Annotated in this window: 19 protein-coding genes; 10 read left to right on the top strand and 9 right to left on the bottom strand. The window is 60.3% G+C overall.

Annotated elements, in window-relative coordinates:
- Positions 1-6: 6 nt before the first annotated feature.
- The 3 genes from HJB91_RS15305 to HJB91_RS15295 form a co-directional block, all read right to left on the bottom strand.
- On the bottom strand, positions 7-651 hold the full coding sequence (locus HJB91_RS15305) for an NrsF family protein (RefSeq protein WP_210632048.1): 645 nt from the start codon (positions 649-651) through the stop codon (positions 7-9).
- Complete coding sequence (locus HJB91_RS15300; RefSeq protein ID WP_210632047.1) at positions 648-1,196, bottom strand: sigma-70 family RNA polymerase sigma factor; 549 nt, start codon at positions 1,194-1,196, stop codon at positions 648-650. Before HJB91_RS15300 ends, HJB91_RS15305 begins: the two co-directional genes overlap by 4 nt.
- Positions 1,197-1,419: 223 nt before the next feature.
- Positions 1,420-2,175 (bottom strand): Crp/Fnr family transcriptional regulator, encoded by a 756-nt coding sequence (locus tag HJB91_RS15295; protein WP_210632184.1) that lies wholly within the window; start codon positions 2,173-2,175, stop codon positions 1,420-1,422.
- A gap of 398 nt (positions 2,176-2,573) precedes the next feature.
- Here HJB91_RS15295 and HJB91_RS30715 point away from each other — a divergent pair, with 398 nt between their 5' ends.
- From HJB91_RS30715 to HJB91_RS15285, 3 genes are all read left to right on the top strand, one after another.
- Positions 2,574-2,879, top strand: a complete 306-nt coding sequence (locus HJB91_RS30715) for a hypothetical protein (RefSeq protein WP_259669893.1) — start codon at positions 2,574-2,576, stop codon at positions 2,877-2,879.
- A gap of 3 nt (positions 2,880-2,882) precedes the next feature.
- Positions 2,883-3,554 carry an alpha/beta hydrolase gene (locus tag HJB91_RS15290; protein ID WP_259669900.1) on the top strand — a complete coding sequence of 224 codons (672 nt, stop codon included), beginning with the start codon at positions 2,883-2,885 and terminating at the stop codon, positions 3,552-3,554.
- A gap of 113 nt (positions 3,555-3,667) precedes the next feature.
- Positions 3,668-4,387 carry a Crp/Fnr family transcriptional regulator gene (locus HJB91_RS15285; protein WP_221155236.1) on the top strand — a complete coding sequence of 240 codons (720 nt, stop codon included), beginning with the start codon at positions 3,668-3,670 and terminating at the stop codon, positions 4,385-4,387.
- A 24-nt stretch (positions 4,388-4,411) separates the two neighbouring features.
- Here HJB91_RS15285 and HJB91_RS15280 read toward each other — a convergent pair whose 3' ends face one another.
- From HJB91_RS15280 to HJB91_RS15265, 4 genes are all read right to left on the bottom strand, one after another.
- Positions 4,412-4,837, bottom strand: coding sequence for a DUF983 domain-containing protein (locus HJB91_RS15280; RefSeq protein WP_221155235.1), 426 nt, complete (start codon positions 4,835-4,837; stop codon positions 4,412-4,414).
- Between the two features lie 68 nt (positions 4,838-4,905).
- A complete protein-coding gene (locus HJB91_RS15275; RefSeq protein WP_183704946.1) occupies positions 4,906-5,088 on the bottom strand; it encodes a hypothetical protein in 183 nt (60 codons plus the stop codon).
- 13 nt (positions 5,089-5,101) lie between these two features.
- Positions 5,102-5,386 carry a hypothetical protein gene (locus HJB91_RS15270; protein ID WP_183704944.1) on the bottom strand — a complete coding sequence of 95 codons (285 nt, stop codon included), beginning with the start codon at positions 5,384-5,386 and terminating at the stop codon, positions 5,102-5,104.
- Positions 5,387-5,520: 134 nt separating this feature from the next.
- On the bottom strand, positions 5,521-5,892 hold the full coding sequence (locus tag HJB91_RS15265; protein WP_210632043.1) for a hypothetical protein: 372 nt from the start codon (positions 5,890-5,892) through the stop codon (positions 5,521-5,523).
- A gap of 273 nt (positions 5,893-6,165) precedes the next feature.
- Between HJB91_RS15265 and HJB91_RS15260 the strand changes: the two genes are divergently transcribed.
- Genes HJB91_RS15260 through HJB91_RS15250 form a run of 3 tightly spaced genes read left to right on the top strand, consistent with a single transcriptional unit; the run spans position 6,166 to position 7,110 of the window.
- Complete coding sequence (locus HJB91_RS15260; RefSeq protein ID WP_097601689.1) at positions 6,166-6,465, top strand: hypothetical protein; 300 nt, start codon at positions 6,166-6,168, stop codon at positions 6,463-6,465.
- Positions 6,458-6,754, top strand: coding sequence for a hypothetical protein (locus tag HJB91_RS15255; RefSeq protein ID WP_221147057.1), 297 nt, complete (start codon positions 6,458-6,460; stop codon positions 6,752-6,754). Before HJB91_RS15260 ends, HJB91_RS15255 begins: the two co-directional genes overlap by 8 nt.
- A 29-nt stretch (positions 6,755-6,783) precedes the next feature.
- Complete coding sequence (locus HJB91_RS15250) at positions 6,784-7,110, top strand: DUF6894 family protein (protein WP_311044661.1); 327 nt, start codon at positions 6,784-6,786, stop codon at positions 7,108-7,110.
- Here HJB91_RS15250 and HJB91_RS15245 read toward each other — a convergent pair.
- Entirely contained in the window at positions 7,094-7,834 is a 741-nt protein-coding gene (locus HJB91_RS15245; RefSeq protein WP_221147056.1) for a Crp/Fnr family transcriptional regulator, read from the bottom strand. The genes HJB91_RS15250 and HJB91_RS15245 overlap by 17 nt on opposite strands.
- A gap of 187 nt (positions 7,835-8,021) precedes the next feature.
- Entirely contained in the window at positions 8,022-9,395 is a 1,374-nt protein-coding gene (locus HJB91_RS15240) for a sensor histidine kinase (RefSeq protein WP_221147055.1), read from the bottom strand.
- 132 nt (positions 9,396-9,527) lie between these two features.
- Between HJB91_RS15240 and HJB91_RS15235 the strand changes: the two genes are divergently transcribed.
- The 4 genes from HJB91_RS15235 to HJB91_RS15220 all read left to right on the top strand — a co-directional run bounded on the left by HJB91_RS15235 (position 9,528) and on the right by HJB91_RS15220 (position 13,399).
- The gene (locus HJB91_RS15235; RefSeq protein WP_259669892.1) at positions 9,528-10,322 is read left to right on the top strand and encodes a Crp/Fnr family transcriptional regulator; all 795 of its coding nucleotides are present in this window, start codon (positions 9,528-9,530) and stop codon (positions 10,320-10,322) included.
- Positions 10,323-10,829: 507 nt separating this feature from the next.
- Positions 10,830-11,588, top strand: coding sequence for a FadR/GntR family transcriptional regulator (locus tag HJB91_RS15230; RefSeq protein WP_221155234.1), 759 nt, complete (start codon positions 10,830-10,832; stop codon positions 11,586-11,588).
- A 24-nt stretch (positions 11,589-11,612) separates the two neighbouring features.
- Positions 11,613-12,587 carry a sialic acid TRAP transporter substrate-binding protein SiaP gene (locus HJB91_RS15225; RefSeq protein ID WP_221147051.1) on the top strand — a complete coding sequence of 325 codons (975 nt, stop codon included), beginning with the start codon at positions 11,613-11,615 and terminating at the stop codon, positions 12,585-12,587.
- A 239-nt stretch (positions 12,588-12,826) separates the two neighbouring features.
- On the top strand, positions 12,827-13,399 hold the full coding sequence (locus HJB91_RS15220) for a TRAP transporter small permease (RefSeq protein ID WP_221155232.1): 573 nt from the start codon (positions 12,827-12,829) through the stop codon (positions 13,397-13,399).

Genomic DNA, 13,399 nt, shown 5'->3' with positions numbered 1-13,399 from the left:
GAGGGGTCACCAGCGGAGCAGGCGGGGTCCGGTGACGGCGCCGACAGCGCCGATGAGCAGGATGCCGAGCGTATACCAGATCAACACGAAAGGCATGCCGTTTTCGGTGCAGAACCAGGAATAGACCCAGGCTCCGGCTGCTCCCGCGGCAATGCCGGCGACGAAGCCGGTCAGCCGCAGATCGACAGGCGCCGCGCGGCGCAGTGCCCAGACCGTGCCGGCATAGACCGGGATCGCAAAGCCTGCGATGAGCAGCGGGCAATGCAGCGCCGAGGACCCGACGATCAGCAATCGATAGTTCTCGCTCGGTGCCATCAGGAGCTGGGTGGCCGCGACGGCCGTCATGGCAGCGAAAATCACGGCAAGCAGACCGAAAAAGCGACCTTCCGAACCGTCGGGGCGGGAAAGCCGAAAAACGGCTGCAAAGGCGGCCGCCGCAATCAGCGCGTTATAGGCCGACTTGATCCAGAAGACCGGCAGCCTCAATACGTCGGGCATATCGACCCGGGGGCCGAGAATGATCAGCATCAGCAGCAGGGAAAATGCGAGGGCGGGCGCTATGCCGAGCGCAAAGCGGCGCCCTAGCGCGTTGCGCGGCACCGGCTCCAGGTCGCTTGCCAATCGTTCGATGATATCGTCCGTCTTTGTCACGATGTGCCTCGCAATCTCTCTCCGAGCGCCTTGAGCGCCCGATGGATGCTGACTTTCACCGCCGATTCGGACTGGCCGGTGCGGTTTGCGGCGTCGGCGACCGAGCCGCCCTCGAGCTTCACCTGGCGGATCAGTTCCTGCTGTCTCGGCGGCAAGCCGTCGAGCAACCGCTCGACATCCATGCGGGCAGTCAGCCTATCCTCGCTGAAGTCGCTTTCGATCTCGTCATCAAGCTCGGTCTCCGCCAGCCTGCGTCCGCCGCGGCCGCGATGATGGTCGATCAGCTTGTAGCGGGCGATCGAGAAAAACCAGGCAGTAAAAGGTCTCGTCCGGTCATAGGTGGATCGCCGGGAATGCAGTGCCAGCAACGTCTCCTGGACCAGATCTTCCATGTCCGCCCTCGTTGCCGCAGCCATCCTGCGGCTGTAATAGCCGACAAGCAGCACGCGCAAAACCGTCAACAAACGCCGATAGGCAGCCTCGTCCCCGTCGAGGGACAGAAGCATCAATGCTTTCAGGGCTTCTTCCGAATGGGCGGTCGTCATGCTGTCAAAGAGCTCATTCGTAAAAGCAGACAATCGGTTACAGTTAAAACCAAGGATTTTTGCAATACAGCTCTATAGCACATGCACGTGAAGCTGTAACGCATTGAGACGCGCAGCTGAAAGCATCGTGCGAGTGGGTCGAGCCGATCCCCATTGGGCGGTCGCGGGGCGAATTTCCGGGGTCGTGGAGAAGAACGGTGTACCGGATTTGGCTGGCGCTGTTTCAACCAGCGTGCGATGACCCTACAAAAGTCTGTCGCTTCGATTTTCTGAGAGGTCCAATCAACCGCTCATATTCCTCCTCCGCCCTGCCGTAGGCGTCGGCGGCAAATTCCTCCAAGCCAACGCGATCTCTGACAATGACCAGGCCGCGGACCGAGCGGATGAAATGGTTGCCCTCGAGCAGATGGAGCGCCGTGGTGACGCTCGGCCGTCTGACTGCCAGCATCAGAGCGATGAACTCATGGGTGAGCGCGAGCTTGTCGCCGTCAATGCGGTCGTGGCACATCAAGATCCAGCGAGCCAGCCGCTCATCGATCCCGTGGATCGCATTAGAAAGCGCTGTGAACCCGGCCTGGGTCGCAAGGATGTGCGTGCTCTTGTGCAGCAGGCTGGTAAACACCGGCTGCGTTTTCATCAGATCCACAAGCTTGTCCTGCCGCAGCCGGTAGGCAAAACCCGGCACCTGGACGGCGACCTCGGTGACGCTGATTCCTCCGTCTATCGCTGCCGCCGTGGGTGCAAACCCGTCACGGCCGAACAATCCGGCCTCGACGCGGTTTCCCTCCGGCGAAACATTGATGATCGAACCTACGCCCGAGCACGGGAAATAAGCATAGTCGATCGTTGCGCCTGCTTTAGCCATGAGAAAGCCGCGAGGGGTGTCGCAGGGTTCCAGATCAGCAACGACAGCTGAAAGCTCCTCCTGAGGCAAGAGGGCGAATAACCGGTTTTCCCTGGTCGGTGTCGTTGCTGCCAATGCTCGCCCTCCGGAAGTGTGGGTTGGGCGCAGTCTGATGGTTTCAGGTGCGAAATACTGACTCGCTAGGCGGCTCTCCCACACAACTCACCAGCCCGCTCTTGGTTCCGGATTTGCGCGGAATCGACGAAAGGAATGTTGCCGGACTTGCCGGCCGGCCTCGATCTCCGGATTGTTGTCAATCCGCTTCAACTTCCCCTGGTTCCCGCGCGTATGCAGCTCAAATCTGTCCTCGTTTCGGGAACCGACTCTCGGTCCGGCCGTTCGGGCGCAATCGCCTGCTTCAACCGAATAAACACGGAGAACAATGATGCGGCTGATGCTCAACCTTTCCCTTCTCTTCCTGGCCGCGACGCCTGCCTTTGCTGCCGATGAAGCCTGATAGCGAAGTGACGGACATGACCCCTCGAACAGCATCGGGCCTGCGGCCGGCGCCGTTCACTTCCCGCGAGATCGGCGCCGCCCGCAGGCTCAATGCCTTGCTGCGCTTCCTTCCCAGCTATCATACCGATAGGCGCTGGAACGCCAAAATCGTGCAGACCTCAATTCGCGTCGCGCAACTGCTGGCTCCAGACAGGCTGCTGCGCCGCAGGCACGTTGTCACCCGCATTGTCACAGCCGACGGCAGACGGATCGGCTTGAGGTTGATGCTTCCGAACGGAGCCCCGCGCGGCCTCTATGTCCATTTCCACGGCGGCGCCTAGGTGATGGGCAACGCCCGCTTTGACGACGGCATCACCTGCCCGATCGCAAGAGACTGTCGGATAGTAGCGGCCGGCGTCGATTTTCACAATGCCGCCGACGACCGGCTGGACCTCGCTCTTCTGGACAGCAAAGCGTCGATCGAATGGCTGGCCGACCATCTTGCCGAGTTTGCGGTCGAGCGGATGATCCTCGGCGGCGAGTCCTCGGGTGCACATCTCGCCGCGGAAGCACTTCTTCATCTTCGAGCGCGCAGTAAGGCGGAGGCCGTTGCCGGCTTCGTTTCCATGTGCGGCGCATTCGATCTCGGCGGGTCGCAAAGCCTGCGCCGCTCCACCGGCAGAAGCCTGGTGATCGACGGGCCATCGGCGTTGCGCAATCTGCAGCGACTGACGCCAAGCCTTTCCGGGCGTGAGGCGAAGGGTCCGTTGTTTGCCGATCTCTCTGGCCTGCCCCCCGCCCTGCTGGTCGCCGGAGCGCTCGATCCGATCCTCGACGACAGCATCTCGATGCATGAGCGATGGCAGAGCCAAAGCGGCAATTCCGACTGCGTCATCTTCCCCGAGGCCCCGCACGGCTTCAACCGATTGCCGACTAGGCTGGCGGCCCGAGCGAACAGGTTTGTCAGAGCCTGGATTTCGCAGAGGCTTGATCGCCCTGGCGCGAATAGTGGCTGATCCTGCGCAGACCTTCGATTCTGTACGCTATTGCACAATGTATTGCTCAATGATTCGAGATGGTTAGGTTCGCCCGCAGCAAGGGTCGGAATAACACCGATGCGCGGACGGACATGGATGACCAACAATTGATTTTTCGGAATGAACTTTTGCGCGTCATGGGCCCGCAGGAGCAGCAACTCCTGCTGCCGCATCTGGAGCCCGTCGACCTTGAGGTGCCCACGATCCTCGAAATGGAGAATAGCCCGGTCAGCGACGTCTATATTCTCGAATCAGGGCTCGCCTCGATCGTGGCGAGATTTCGAGGCGGGCGCGACATCGAAGTGGGCATCGTCGGCCGCGAGGGCATGACGGGTGCGGCTGTCATTCTCGGCGGCAATCAATCCGCTAACCGGACGTTCATGCAAGTTTCCGGCCATGGCTTCAAATTGCCGGCATCGACCCTTTCCGCGGCGATGGAGGAAAGCCGTCCCTTACGCAGCCTCCTTCTCGCCTATGTCCAGGCGCTGCTCGCGCAGACGACGTCGACGGTGCTCGCCAACGGCCATGCCAAGCTCGAGGAGCGGCTGGCGCGCTGGCTGCTGATGGTCCATGACAGGACCGACGGCGCGACCATCTGGCTGACGCATGAGTTTCTGGCGGTGATGCTGGGCGTGCGCCGCGCCGGCGTTACGGTCGCGCTGCACCTGCTGGAAGGCAAAGGGCTGATCCGGTCCACCCGACGGCAGATCGTCATCCTCAACCGGCGGGGATTGATCGAAGAGGCGCACGGATCTTACGGCGCTGCCGAAGAAGAATATCGGCGGCTGATCGGCAAGGATCTCGCCCGCTGAAAAGCATGCCGCCGCGTGAGCGCCTCAGGACCGCTCCCTCCGCTCCTTCTCGGAGGCATGCCAGGCTCTGTCGATACTGCCTTCCTCCGCCTTGTGAAAGAATTGCGAGCAGACGAGCCAGCCTTTCAGCGGCCTCAGAATGAGAATGCAGGCGATGACGCTGAGGGGCAGGCTGACGATGAGATGCACCCAGATCGCCGGCTCGAACGTGAATTGGAACCAGAGGGCAAAGGCGAGCGCCGGAACGGCGACGATCGACATCGCGAAGAAGGCCGGCCCATCCGCCGGATCGGCGAATGAATAATCCAGGCTGCAGACTTCGCAGCCTCGGGCGAGCGTAAGATATCCGGAAAACAGATGACCCCGCTGGCACCGCGGGCAGCGTCCCAAAAGTCCCGTGAGGGCAGGGTTCGTCGTTACCTGATAATTGGTGGGAACTTCATTTTCCATACCCCTCAAACCGCGCCCGAAGGAGCAGGTTCCGCAGCCGACGGTGTTTTCGGCGGACCGGCGGTGGATCAGCCTGATCCTGGCGTGATGCTCTGGTCGTCCTTCTCGGACAGCGCGCCGGCGCCGGGCGTTTTGCTTTCGTCTATGAGATGATCTTTGGCGTGAGGACCGGCGGGCGGGCTTTTCCTCGCATCGGCGGTTTCCTTTTCGGTTCCTTCGACGTCGGTTCGCGCTTTTTCACCGTCATTCATGAGCTGCTCCTCGTCAGATTGAGATGACCGAGCGGCCGTTTCGATCTCCGCCCCCCGTGATCGCAGCAGTTCGGGAGAGCCCCTTTTTTACCGAGGCCAGACGGCCGACCGACAGCAGCTTGACCTCGTCAGTCAAACCGTGGCGATAAAGGCGAATGAGCAGAGCGGCGACCTCCTGCATTTCAGGCGAACGCACGGCTTTGCCCGCCTCGCGGCAGATCACATCCAAAACGATTTGCAGACGCTGAAGATCGGCTGAATCGAGCGCTTTCAAATGGATGGACTGAGAATCGAGCATGACCCTGGTCCCTAAGCTTTTCATCGTGCGTTTTTGAATAATGGGACTCTATTGCAGCCGAAACAACTCCTCGTCCTCCATTGTACGGAAGCGAACATCCACCGCATCGCGCGCCCGAAGGGACGCGAGGCGCTTTAGTGATAATAGGACGAGTCCCCTCCGAACAGAGCGGCGATCATCGCGTCCACGTCGGAAGGACGCCCACTGACAACAAAGCCGCCCGGCGGTGTTTCGGATCGCTCGTCATAGGCAAAGATGAAAGGAATCCGCCGTGTCTCCAACCAATCATTTATCCAGAGCATGGCTTCGTCGGAAATCGTCACATCGATGATCACCGCATCGAACAGGAGGCCCTCGCTCAAGCATTCCATGGCGCTGGAGATGACAACGGGGCCGGCGAGCACCGCCTGGCGGGCGATCAACGCCTTTCTTGCACCGTCCGAAAGGAAGCCGGCTTCACCAATGATAAGGATCGTCTTGCCGGCGACCGGACTGAGCGACTTCATGGCGGACGCCTACTGTAATCCAGGTTTTAGGGTGATCATGCTGTTCAATGGCGGTTAGAAACATAGGCGGGTCCGCGCCTGTATCGTGCCTACCATATTCGAGCCTGTCATGCGACGTTCATTTTGCCCTGACCGCCGAACCCTTGCCGGGCCGCCTTGTTCCCCGGCGGTTGGGATCGGGGCGCCGGCCGTGCGATCCGTACGTTTTCGCACCAGCTGTTGAAATCGATGACCCTAAGTTTAGGATCGTCGCATATAAGGGGAGGAACGCGGATGATGCAGCACGCGGGAATCACGAAGCCGCCGTTACAGCCCGACGACGTGGCAATGCTGACCGCGGTCCTTGAAGACTGGTGCCAGGAAAAATCATGCGGGATCGCCAGCCCGGCAGCCGAACATATTGCCAGAGAACTCGTATCCTGGTTCGAATGCGGCATTCGAGACAAGCATAGGCTCGCAGGCCTGATGCGGCATGTGTATCTGGATCCAGAGGACCTGCTCGTCACCCCGGATGCACCGGCCTGCGCACATGTGCGCGAGAATGCCGGGCGGGCCGATGGGCACGATGGATAGAACCCGGCAAAGTGCTCCTGTCGCGGCAGGTCATTCCGAACTCGGTTTTGTCGATCGGCAGATCGCTCTGCGACAGATCGTTGCCGATCTTAGAAACCTGCGCGATGGAGTGCCGGACAACTTCGGTCGAGCTCCGGCTCTCGACCGTCTGCTTCGCATGATCGACGCTTCGGTCATATCGATTGCTGAAGCGGATGACGAGGAATGGGAGATCATTCTTATGGAGCTCCTCGATCTTCGCGCGACGATGACGCGTCTTGCCACTGGCGGCGCCGAAACGTCCCACTGATTTCGACAGCAGCATTTGAAACGAGGATATTGCGCCGTTTTAAAGGGCGCCCTGGTTCTTTTCCACGGAACCTTAAGACAGGCTATGGCATTGATTCTGCAACGATCGGGCGGCTGATGCCAAGATTTTATTTTAATGTCGTTTCAGACACCGGCACGGTCGTTGATCCCGATGGTTCGGAACTGGCCACCATTGAAGACGCCAGGCGCGAAGCCGTTCAGGATGCAAGAGCCCTCATGAGTCAGGCAATTCTTTCGAGAAAAGACATTTCAGCGAGAAAGATTTACATTTGCGACGAACAGGGGAGCCTGCTTCTGATCGTGCCTTTTGCCGATACGATCAGGAGTGCCGATTAGTGGGGCGCCGGATCGGCAGACCGATCAAACGTTGATATTCGCGCTCCGGAACGCCGTAGCAGCCGGCTGCGATTTCTTCCAGCCGGTCCCTGTCGAGGATCCTGACATTGGCGCGCGTCGACCTGATCGCTCGAAGACCTTCGATGACGTGCAATTCGTTGGTGACGCCTGCGCGGCGCACGCCGAGCATGATGGCCAGCAGTTCATGCGTCAGCGGCAGGTCGCTGCCATTCAGCCGGTCGTGGCACATCAGCAGCCAGCGGGCGAGCCGCTCGTGCATATTGTAGCGCCCGTTCGCAAGCGCTGACTGGGCCAGCTGAATGTCGCAGCAATGCATGTATTTGAGGAACAGTTCGTTGGCGACCGGAAATTCCGCCAGCACCTGCTTGAAGCTTTTCACCGACACCTGCACGCCGGAGCCGGCGACCTGAACGAAGGTGCGGTTGGGTGTCGTATCCGTTCTCAGCAGGACATGGAGGCCGGACATGCCGTCATGTCCGATGTGACCGACCTCAACGGCTTCGTCATCGCCATTGGCGGCCACCATTGAGGCAAGACCTCGTTCGATGAAACAGACATACTCGTTCGGCTGATCGGCTTCGACCAGAACATCTCTGGCCGGAAGTTCGATCAGACTGCCATCGCCGGTGAGCTTTTGGAATGCCTCGGCCGGCAGGGCCTTCAACAGCAGATTCCGAATATCGCTTTGGTCCGGTACGCGCATGCGCTTCTCCTGGCGGGAGACAGCCCGTGCTCATACCGACGCCTCTTTGGCGGTAATGAGAGCTATATGGGTCACGCGCGCAATGATGACCATCTTCATATAAGTTTTGTACGGTTCTGACAAACGCCGAGCCATAGTCCCAGGCGCACCGCTTCTGGGATAATTTCCTGCCCGACACGGAACGCTCTCAAACCTCCCTCGGCAGCCTGATCACGAACCCCGTGCCGGGCTCCCGGTTTTCGATGTGAAGCTCGGCCCTCAGTTGCTGCACCAACGCCCGCACGATCTTCATTCCGAGGCTTTTTCCGCCGTTCTCGCCGGACAGCACTTCCGGCGGCAGTCCTCGTCCGTCGTCGGCGATCTCCAGGCGGATCTCGTCGGCAATGCTCCGGGCGCTGACCGTGACGGCGCCTGCTACCTCGGCATAAGCGTGTTTGAAAGCATTGGTCACCAGTTCGTTGACGAGGAGGGCGATCTGGATCGCACGGTCGGCATCGATCATGCATGGATCGGCGACGACCGACACCGTGTGGCCGGAGGTCGATTGCTGCAGGCGTTGGCAAAGGCTGGACAGGAAATCGGCCAGATCCACCGTTTCAATATCAGGCTGGCGCCACAATTGGTCGTGCACCTGGGCAATGGTTCCGACTCGCGCTTCAGCATCCCGAAGCGCCTGTCCGACCTCCTCCTGTTTGGTCGAACGGGCCTGCATGGCGAGCATGGCCGCAACCAGAGCCAGGCTGTTCTTGACGCGATGGCTCATCTCCCGCAGCATGATCTGCTGATGCTCGTCGGCGAAATGCCGCTCGGTATCGTCCCGGAGCACTTTGAGAAAACCGGCGCGCTGGGCGCGCAGCGGCATGGTCAAGCCGCTGCCCCAGAATGTCGAGCCGTCCTTACGCAAGTGAAACCGCTCGTTCTCGGCGCGACCGCGCTCGGCCGCCGCCTCCATCTCGCGCTCCAGCGCGCCCTCTTCGCGGTCCTCGGGAACGAACAGGATGCGGGCGTGGCGACCGAGGATCTCGCTCTCCTCGTAGCCGAAGATGCGGCAGGCGCCGGTGTTCCAGCTGATGATCCGCCCATCGCGGCCGAAGGCGAAGATCGCATAGTCGATCGCGCTTTTGAGAATAAGCTGGAGGCGCTCTTCGCTGGCGCGCCGAGCTTCGTCCTCATGCAGCATCTGCGTTCGGTCGCGGACGATTTTCAGAAGGCCATAGGTCTCACCGGTATCGTTGCGAAGCGGCATCATCAGTCCCGAAGCCCAGAACGAACTGCCGTCCTTTCTCACATGCCAGCGATTGTCGTCGGCGCGGCCGGTGGTCAAGGCAAGCCTGATCTCCTTAAGCATTGCCCCGGCAAGCTGATCTTCGAACGTAAAGATCACGGCACCGCTCTGTCCGATGATTTCGGATCCCGAATAGCCGAAGATTTTTTCGGCACCCGCGCTCCACGTCATGACAGTGCCATTGCGATCCATTGCAAAAATTGCATAATCCCGGGCGCTCTCAACGATGTGCCGATAGATTTCAGTCTCGTTGCTCGGGAGGGGATATTGATCCATGCCAGCGCGCGCCCCGCTATTGCCGTCGACTACATTAGCACTTGCTACAGGAAATTTCTCGGGCGCGTGCGGTTGCGTACAAAACTCCTCCACGAAGCCTTCTGCCGATCATGAGAGATAAGCCTCAGCGCCTTGCAATCGGCCATTCCGGCGTTCATAATTTTGCGTAGGGCTGAGCGCATCTGTGGTGCTGACGGCCGAGAGACAGTGTCCTCTTGCCAAACAAAGGGCAGAGTGATGCGAGCGTTCGAAAGCGAAAATCTCATTCTGTCGCAGTTGGCGGATCCGGAGCTTATGGCTCTGGAGCGCATGCTGGAACCGCTTCTTCTTCCGCGCGACTTCGAGCTCGTGCATTTGGGCATGCCGGTCAGCCATTATTATTTCCTCGAAACCGGCATTGCTTCCATGGTGGCGACGAGCCCCGAGGGCAGGAAGGCCGAGATCGGCGTGCTCGGCAGGGACGGGATGTCGCCGCCGCCCCTGACGGTGGACGCGGAACAGTTTTCATTCGACGTCATGATGCAAGTTGGCGGTCACGGGCGCCGTGTGGAAGCCGGCGCCCTGGCATGCTTCCTCGCCGACCGGCCCACCGTCCGCCGGCTGCTTTTGCGTTTTCTCCATAGTTTTTTCGCGCAGGTCGCCAACACCGCGCTGTCCAACGCCGTTCACAAGATCGACGTTCGTCTGGCGAGATGGCTTCTGCTGTGCCATGACCGCCTCGATGGCGAAGAGATTGAAATCACGCATGAATATATGGCCACGATGCTGGGAGTCCGCCGCTCCAGCGTCACTGATGCCTTACACATCCTGGAGGGCGAGCATCTCATTTATTCCACCCGCGGCCTGGTAATCATCCGCAACCGCGCATCCCTCGAAGCCTTCGCTGCAGACGCCTACGATGTCCCTGGCATCACAGGACGCAGCTAGCCGGGCCCGGCTGAGGCGCTGAAGCGCGTCTCGCACCGGAATCGACGATCTCTCAAGCGTCACTTTCCCGGCAGATCCTTTTCGGTCGTCGCAGCCGCCGGAAGGTTGTTCTGCGACCCCTCTCTATCGGACGCGCGCAAAGGAGCCGTGGGCGCCTTCTGAACATAGATGCCGAGTCCGAGCGCGCCGATGGCCACCACAAAAGCGCCAGCGATGGCTGCAACCGATCGTCGCCATCCTGCTTGATCATTCCGAAAGCAAGAGCAATTCCGAGAAGGGCAGCCCCTCCCGATACCGCAAAAAGCCAGAGAAAATTCATCATCATGCTCCCATGTCGGGCCCGAACCCGTGACGGGGTTGAAGGTTCCCACGGTCGTTGGCGCGGGAACGATGCCAGTTGGAATTTCATGCGGCGCATTGACGCACAACTCCCACGGTGCTACCTCTGAAATTGGTCAGGCCAGTTGACCAGCTGCGCGCTTGAGGAGAAGCCGCCGGGGAGGCCAGATGTTTTTGCCCGTTGAATCGCGCCGCCTCTACAGGCAGGTAGCGGATCAAATTCGTTCGATGATTGCCGGAGGCGAGCTTGTCGTCGGTCAGAAGCTGCCGGCCGAGCGCGATCTCGCGGAGCAACTGTCGGTCTCACGCCCGACCGTGCGCGAAGCCCTGATCGTCCTGGAGGTCGAGGGCCTCGTCAACATCCGCATGGGCTCAGGCATCTATGTGGTGCGCCGTCAGGGCGTCAGCATGGCGACAAGCGAAAGCGAGCCGGTGGAGGGGCCTTTCGAACTGCTGCAGGCACGCGCCATCATCGAATGCGCCATAACCGAAGAGGCGGCAACCCGGGCCAGGCCTGAAGACATTGCCGTGCTTGACGAGGCGCTGATGCGCATGAGCGGCGGCGTCAACGATGCGGCGACGGTGCTCGCCGCCGACCGCGCCTTTCACACTGGCATTGCCGCCATTGTCGGCAATTCGACGTTGACCCGCGTGACGGGCGAGATGTTCGACATGCGCATGACTCCCTATTTCGCGAAGCTGGCCAGCCATTTCGAGGGGCCGACGACATGGCGCAGCGCCGTCGATGAGCACCGGGCCATCCGCGATGCAATCGCCGCCGGCGATGCCGCCGGCGCGAAGGCTGCAATGCGCAGCCATCTCACCCTATCGCAGAAGAGATTTTCCGAGAGCTTTGGGGAGGAGTTCTCGGGAGAGGAGGAGCGCGGCCGCGACAAGGCGCCCGCGAAAGGAACCACCAAGACTTAAACCCGAGCACGGGAGGAGAGCGCAATGAAGAGCAGACTAGCAACGATACTGTGCACCGCAGCCGCGATCATGGCGACGACGGCGGTCGCGCATGCCCAGACGGTATTGAAATGGGCGCATGTCTATGAAACCTCGGAGCCCTTCCACACGGATTCCGTCTGGGCCGCAGAAGAAATCGCCAAACGCACCGACGGGCGCTACAAGATCGAGGTCTATCCAGCCTCGCAGCTCGGCAAGGAAGCCGACATCAACCAGGGCCTCAAGCTCGGCACGGTCGATATCATCATCTCGGGATCGAGTTTTGCCGCACGCGACTACAAGCCGATCGGCGTCACCTACTTCCCCTATATCTTCCGTAATCCCGACCATCTGATCGCCTATACCAAGAGCGATGTCTTCAAGCGTCTCGCCAAGGGTTACGAGGACAAGACTGGCAACCATATCGCCGCCGTCAGCTATTACGGAACGCGCCATACGACCTCGAACAAGCCTATCGCCAAATGCGCCGACATGCAGGGCCTGAAGATCCGCGTGCCCGATGTTCCGGCCTATCTTGCCATGCCGCGCGCCTGCGGCGCCAACACGACACCGATCGCCTTCGCCGAAGTCTATCTGGCTCTGCAGAACGGCACGGTCGAGGCGCAGGAAAACCCGCTGACGACGATCGAGGCGAAGAAGTTCTACGAGGTCCAGAAGAACATCATCCTCACCGGCCACATCGTCGACCACCTGAACACCGTGATCTCGAAGCAGCTGTGGGCGAAGCTCTCCGACGAGGACAAGAAGATCTTCGGCGAAGTGATGCAGCAGGCGGCCGAGCGCACGACCAAGACGATCGCCGGCAAGGAAAACAGCCTTGTTGCGACCTTCAAGGAAAAAGGCCTCAACGTCACCGAGGTCGATAAAGCAGACTTCGAAAAGACCGTGATGGAAAAGGTCAAGTTCGAGGACTTCGGCTATGAAAAGGCCGATTGGGAAGCGATTCGGGCGATTCAGTAGGAGCTCGCTCACTGCCTTCTTCGTGCCGCTCACTCTAACCCTCTCCCCGCGCGCGGGGAGAGAGGGGACGTGCTCTGCGAGAGCAAGCGGGGAACGGAGAGGTCAAGGCATGTCCCTTCTCCCCGCAAGCAGGGAGAAGGTGGCGACAGCCGGATGAGGGGCCGTCCCGCCGAGCAACGAACGAAGGTCGCGCAGCCCAAGCGCCGCGCCCTTCTTCTCCAACCGCAACAAGGCCGAAAATGTCGCAAGAAATTCACACGCCAATCACGGCCGAGGAAATCGGTCACGAATTCGAAGGGCATGCGCCGACGGCGAACGTCTCGGACTATGCCGTCGAGGACTGGATCACGTTGATCGTCTTCTGGCTGATGGCCGGCTGCGTCTTCCTGCAGTTCTTCACGCGGTATGTGCTGAACGACAGCTATGCCTGGACCGAGGAAATCGCCATCAACTGCCTGATCGGCGTCGTCTTTCTCGGCGCCGTCATGTGCGTGCGCACCTCGAGGCATATCCAGGTAGACGTGTTCTATCACTATATGCCTGCAGGGCTGGCGCGCGTGCTCGCGACCTTCGTCGACATCGTCCGCATCGGTTTCTTCGCCTATGGCTGCACTCTGATGTGGCGTTACGTCGACATCGTCGCCGACGAGCAGATGGTCACCATCGACCTGCCGCGCAACATCGTCTTCTACTCGGTGCTAGTCGCCTTCGGGCTGATGCTGATCCGCGCGGTCATCGTCTTCATCGCAAATATGCGCCGCGGCTACTCCGTCCTGGAGCGCCCGGAAGAATTCCAATCCGTCGAAGGATGA

Origin of the sequence: Rhizobium sp. NLR10b, assembly GCF_019685435.1 — a bacterium.
Classification (GTDB): Bacteria; Pseudomonadota; Alphaproteobacteria; order Rhizobiales; family Rhizobiaceae; genus Rhizobium.
Note: the sequence above shows the minus strand (reverse complement) of the source record. Positions and strands in the feature narration are given on the sequence as shown.

Bases quoted from the DNA above. Each gene is read 5' to 3' on its own strand.
- HJB91_RS15300 (WP_210632047.1), bottom strand. From the start codon at position 1,196: ATGACGACCGCCCATTCGGAAGAAGCCCTGAAAGCATTGATGCTTCTG.
- HJB91_RS30715 (WP_259669893.1), top strand. From the start codon at position 2,574: ATGACCCCTCGAACAGCATCGGGCCTGCGGCCGGCGCCGTTCACTTCC.
- HJB91_RS15290 (WP_259669900.1), top strand. From the start codon at position 2,883: ATGGGCAACGCCCGCTTTGACGACGGCATCACCTGCCCGATCGCAAGA.
- HJB91_RS15285 (WP_221155236.1), top strand. From the start codon at position 3,668: ATGGATGACCAACAATTGATTTTTCGGAATGAACTTTTGCGCGTCATG.
- HJB91_RS15280 (WP_221155235.1), bottom strand. From the start codon at position 4,837: ATGGAAAATGAAGTTCCCACCAATTATCAGGTAACGACGAACCCTGCC.
- HJB91_RS15275 (WP_183704946.1), bottom strand. From the start codon at position 5,088: ATGAATGACGGTGAAAAAGCGCGAACCGACGTCGAAGGAACCGAAAAG.
- HJB91_RS15270 (WP_183704944.1), bottom strand. From the start codon at position 5,386: ATGCTCGATTCTCAGTCCATCCATTTGAAAGCGCTCGATTCAGCCGAT.
- HJB91_RS15265 (WP_210632043.1), bottom strand. From the start codon at position 5,892: ATGAAGTCGCTCAGTCCGGTCGCCGGCAAGACGATCCTTATCATTGGT.
- HJB91_RS15260 (WP_097601689.1), top strand. From the start codon at position 6,166: ATGATGCAGCACGCGGGAATCACGAAGCCGCCGTTACAGCCCGACGAC.
- HJB91_RS15255 (WP_221147057.1), top strand. From the start codon at position 6,458: ATGGATAGAACCCGGCAAAGTGCTCCTGTCGCGGCAGGTCATTCCGAA.
- HJB91_RS15245 (WP_221147056.1), bottom strand. From the start codon at position 7,834: ATGCGCGTACCGGACCAAAGCGATATTCGGAATCTGCTGTTGAAGGCC.
- HJB91_RS15240 (WP_221147055.1), bottom strand. From the start codon at position 9,395: ATGGATCAATATCCCCTCCCGAGCAACGAGACTGAAATCTATCGGCAC.
- HJB91_RS15230 (WP_221155234.1), top strand. From the start codon at position 10,830: ATGTTTTTGCCCGTTGAATCGCGCCGCCTCTACAGGCAGGTAGCGGAT.
- HJB91_RS15225 (WP_221147051.1), top strand. From the start codon at position 11,613: ATGAAGAGCAGACTAGCAACGATACTGTGCACCGCAGCCGCGATCATG.
- HJB91_RS15220 (WP_221155232.1), top strand. From the start codon at position 12,827: ATGTCGCAAGAAATTCACACGCCAATCACGGCCGAGGAAATCGGTCAC.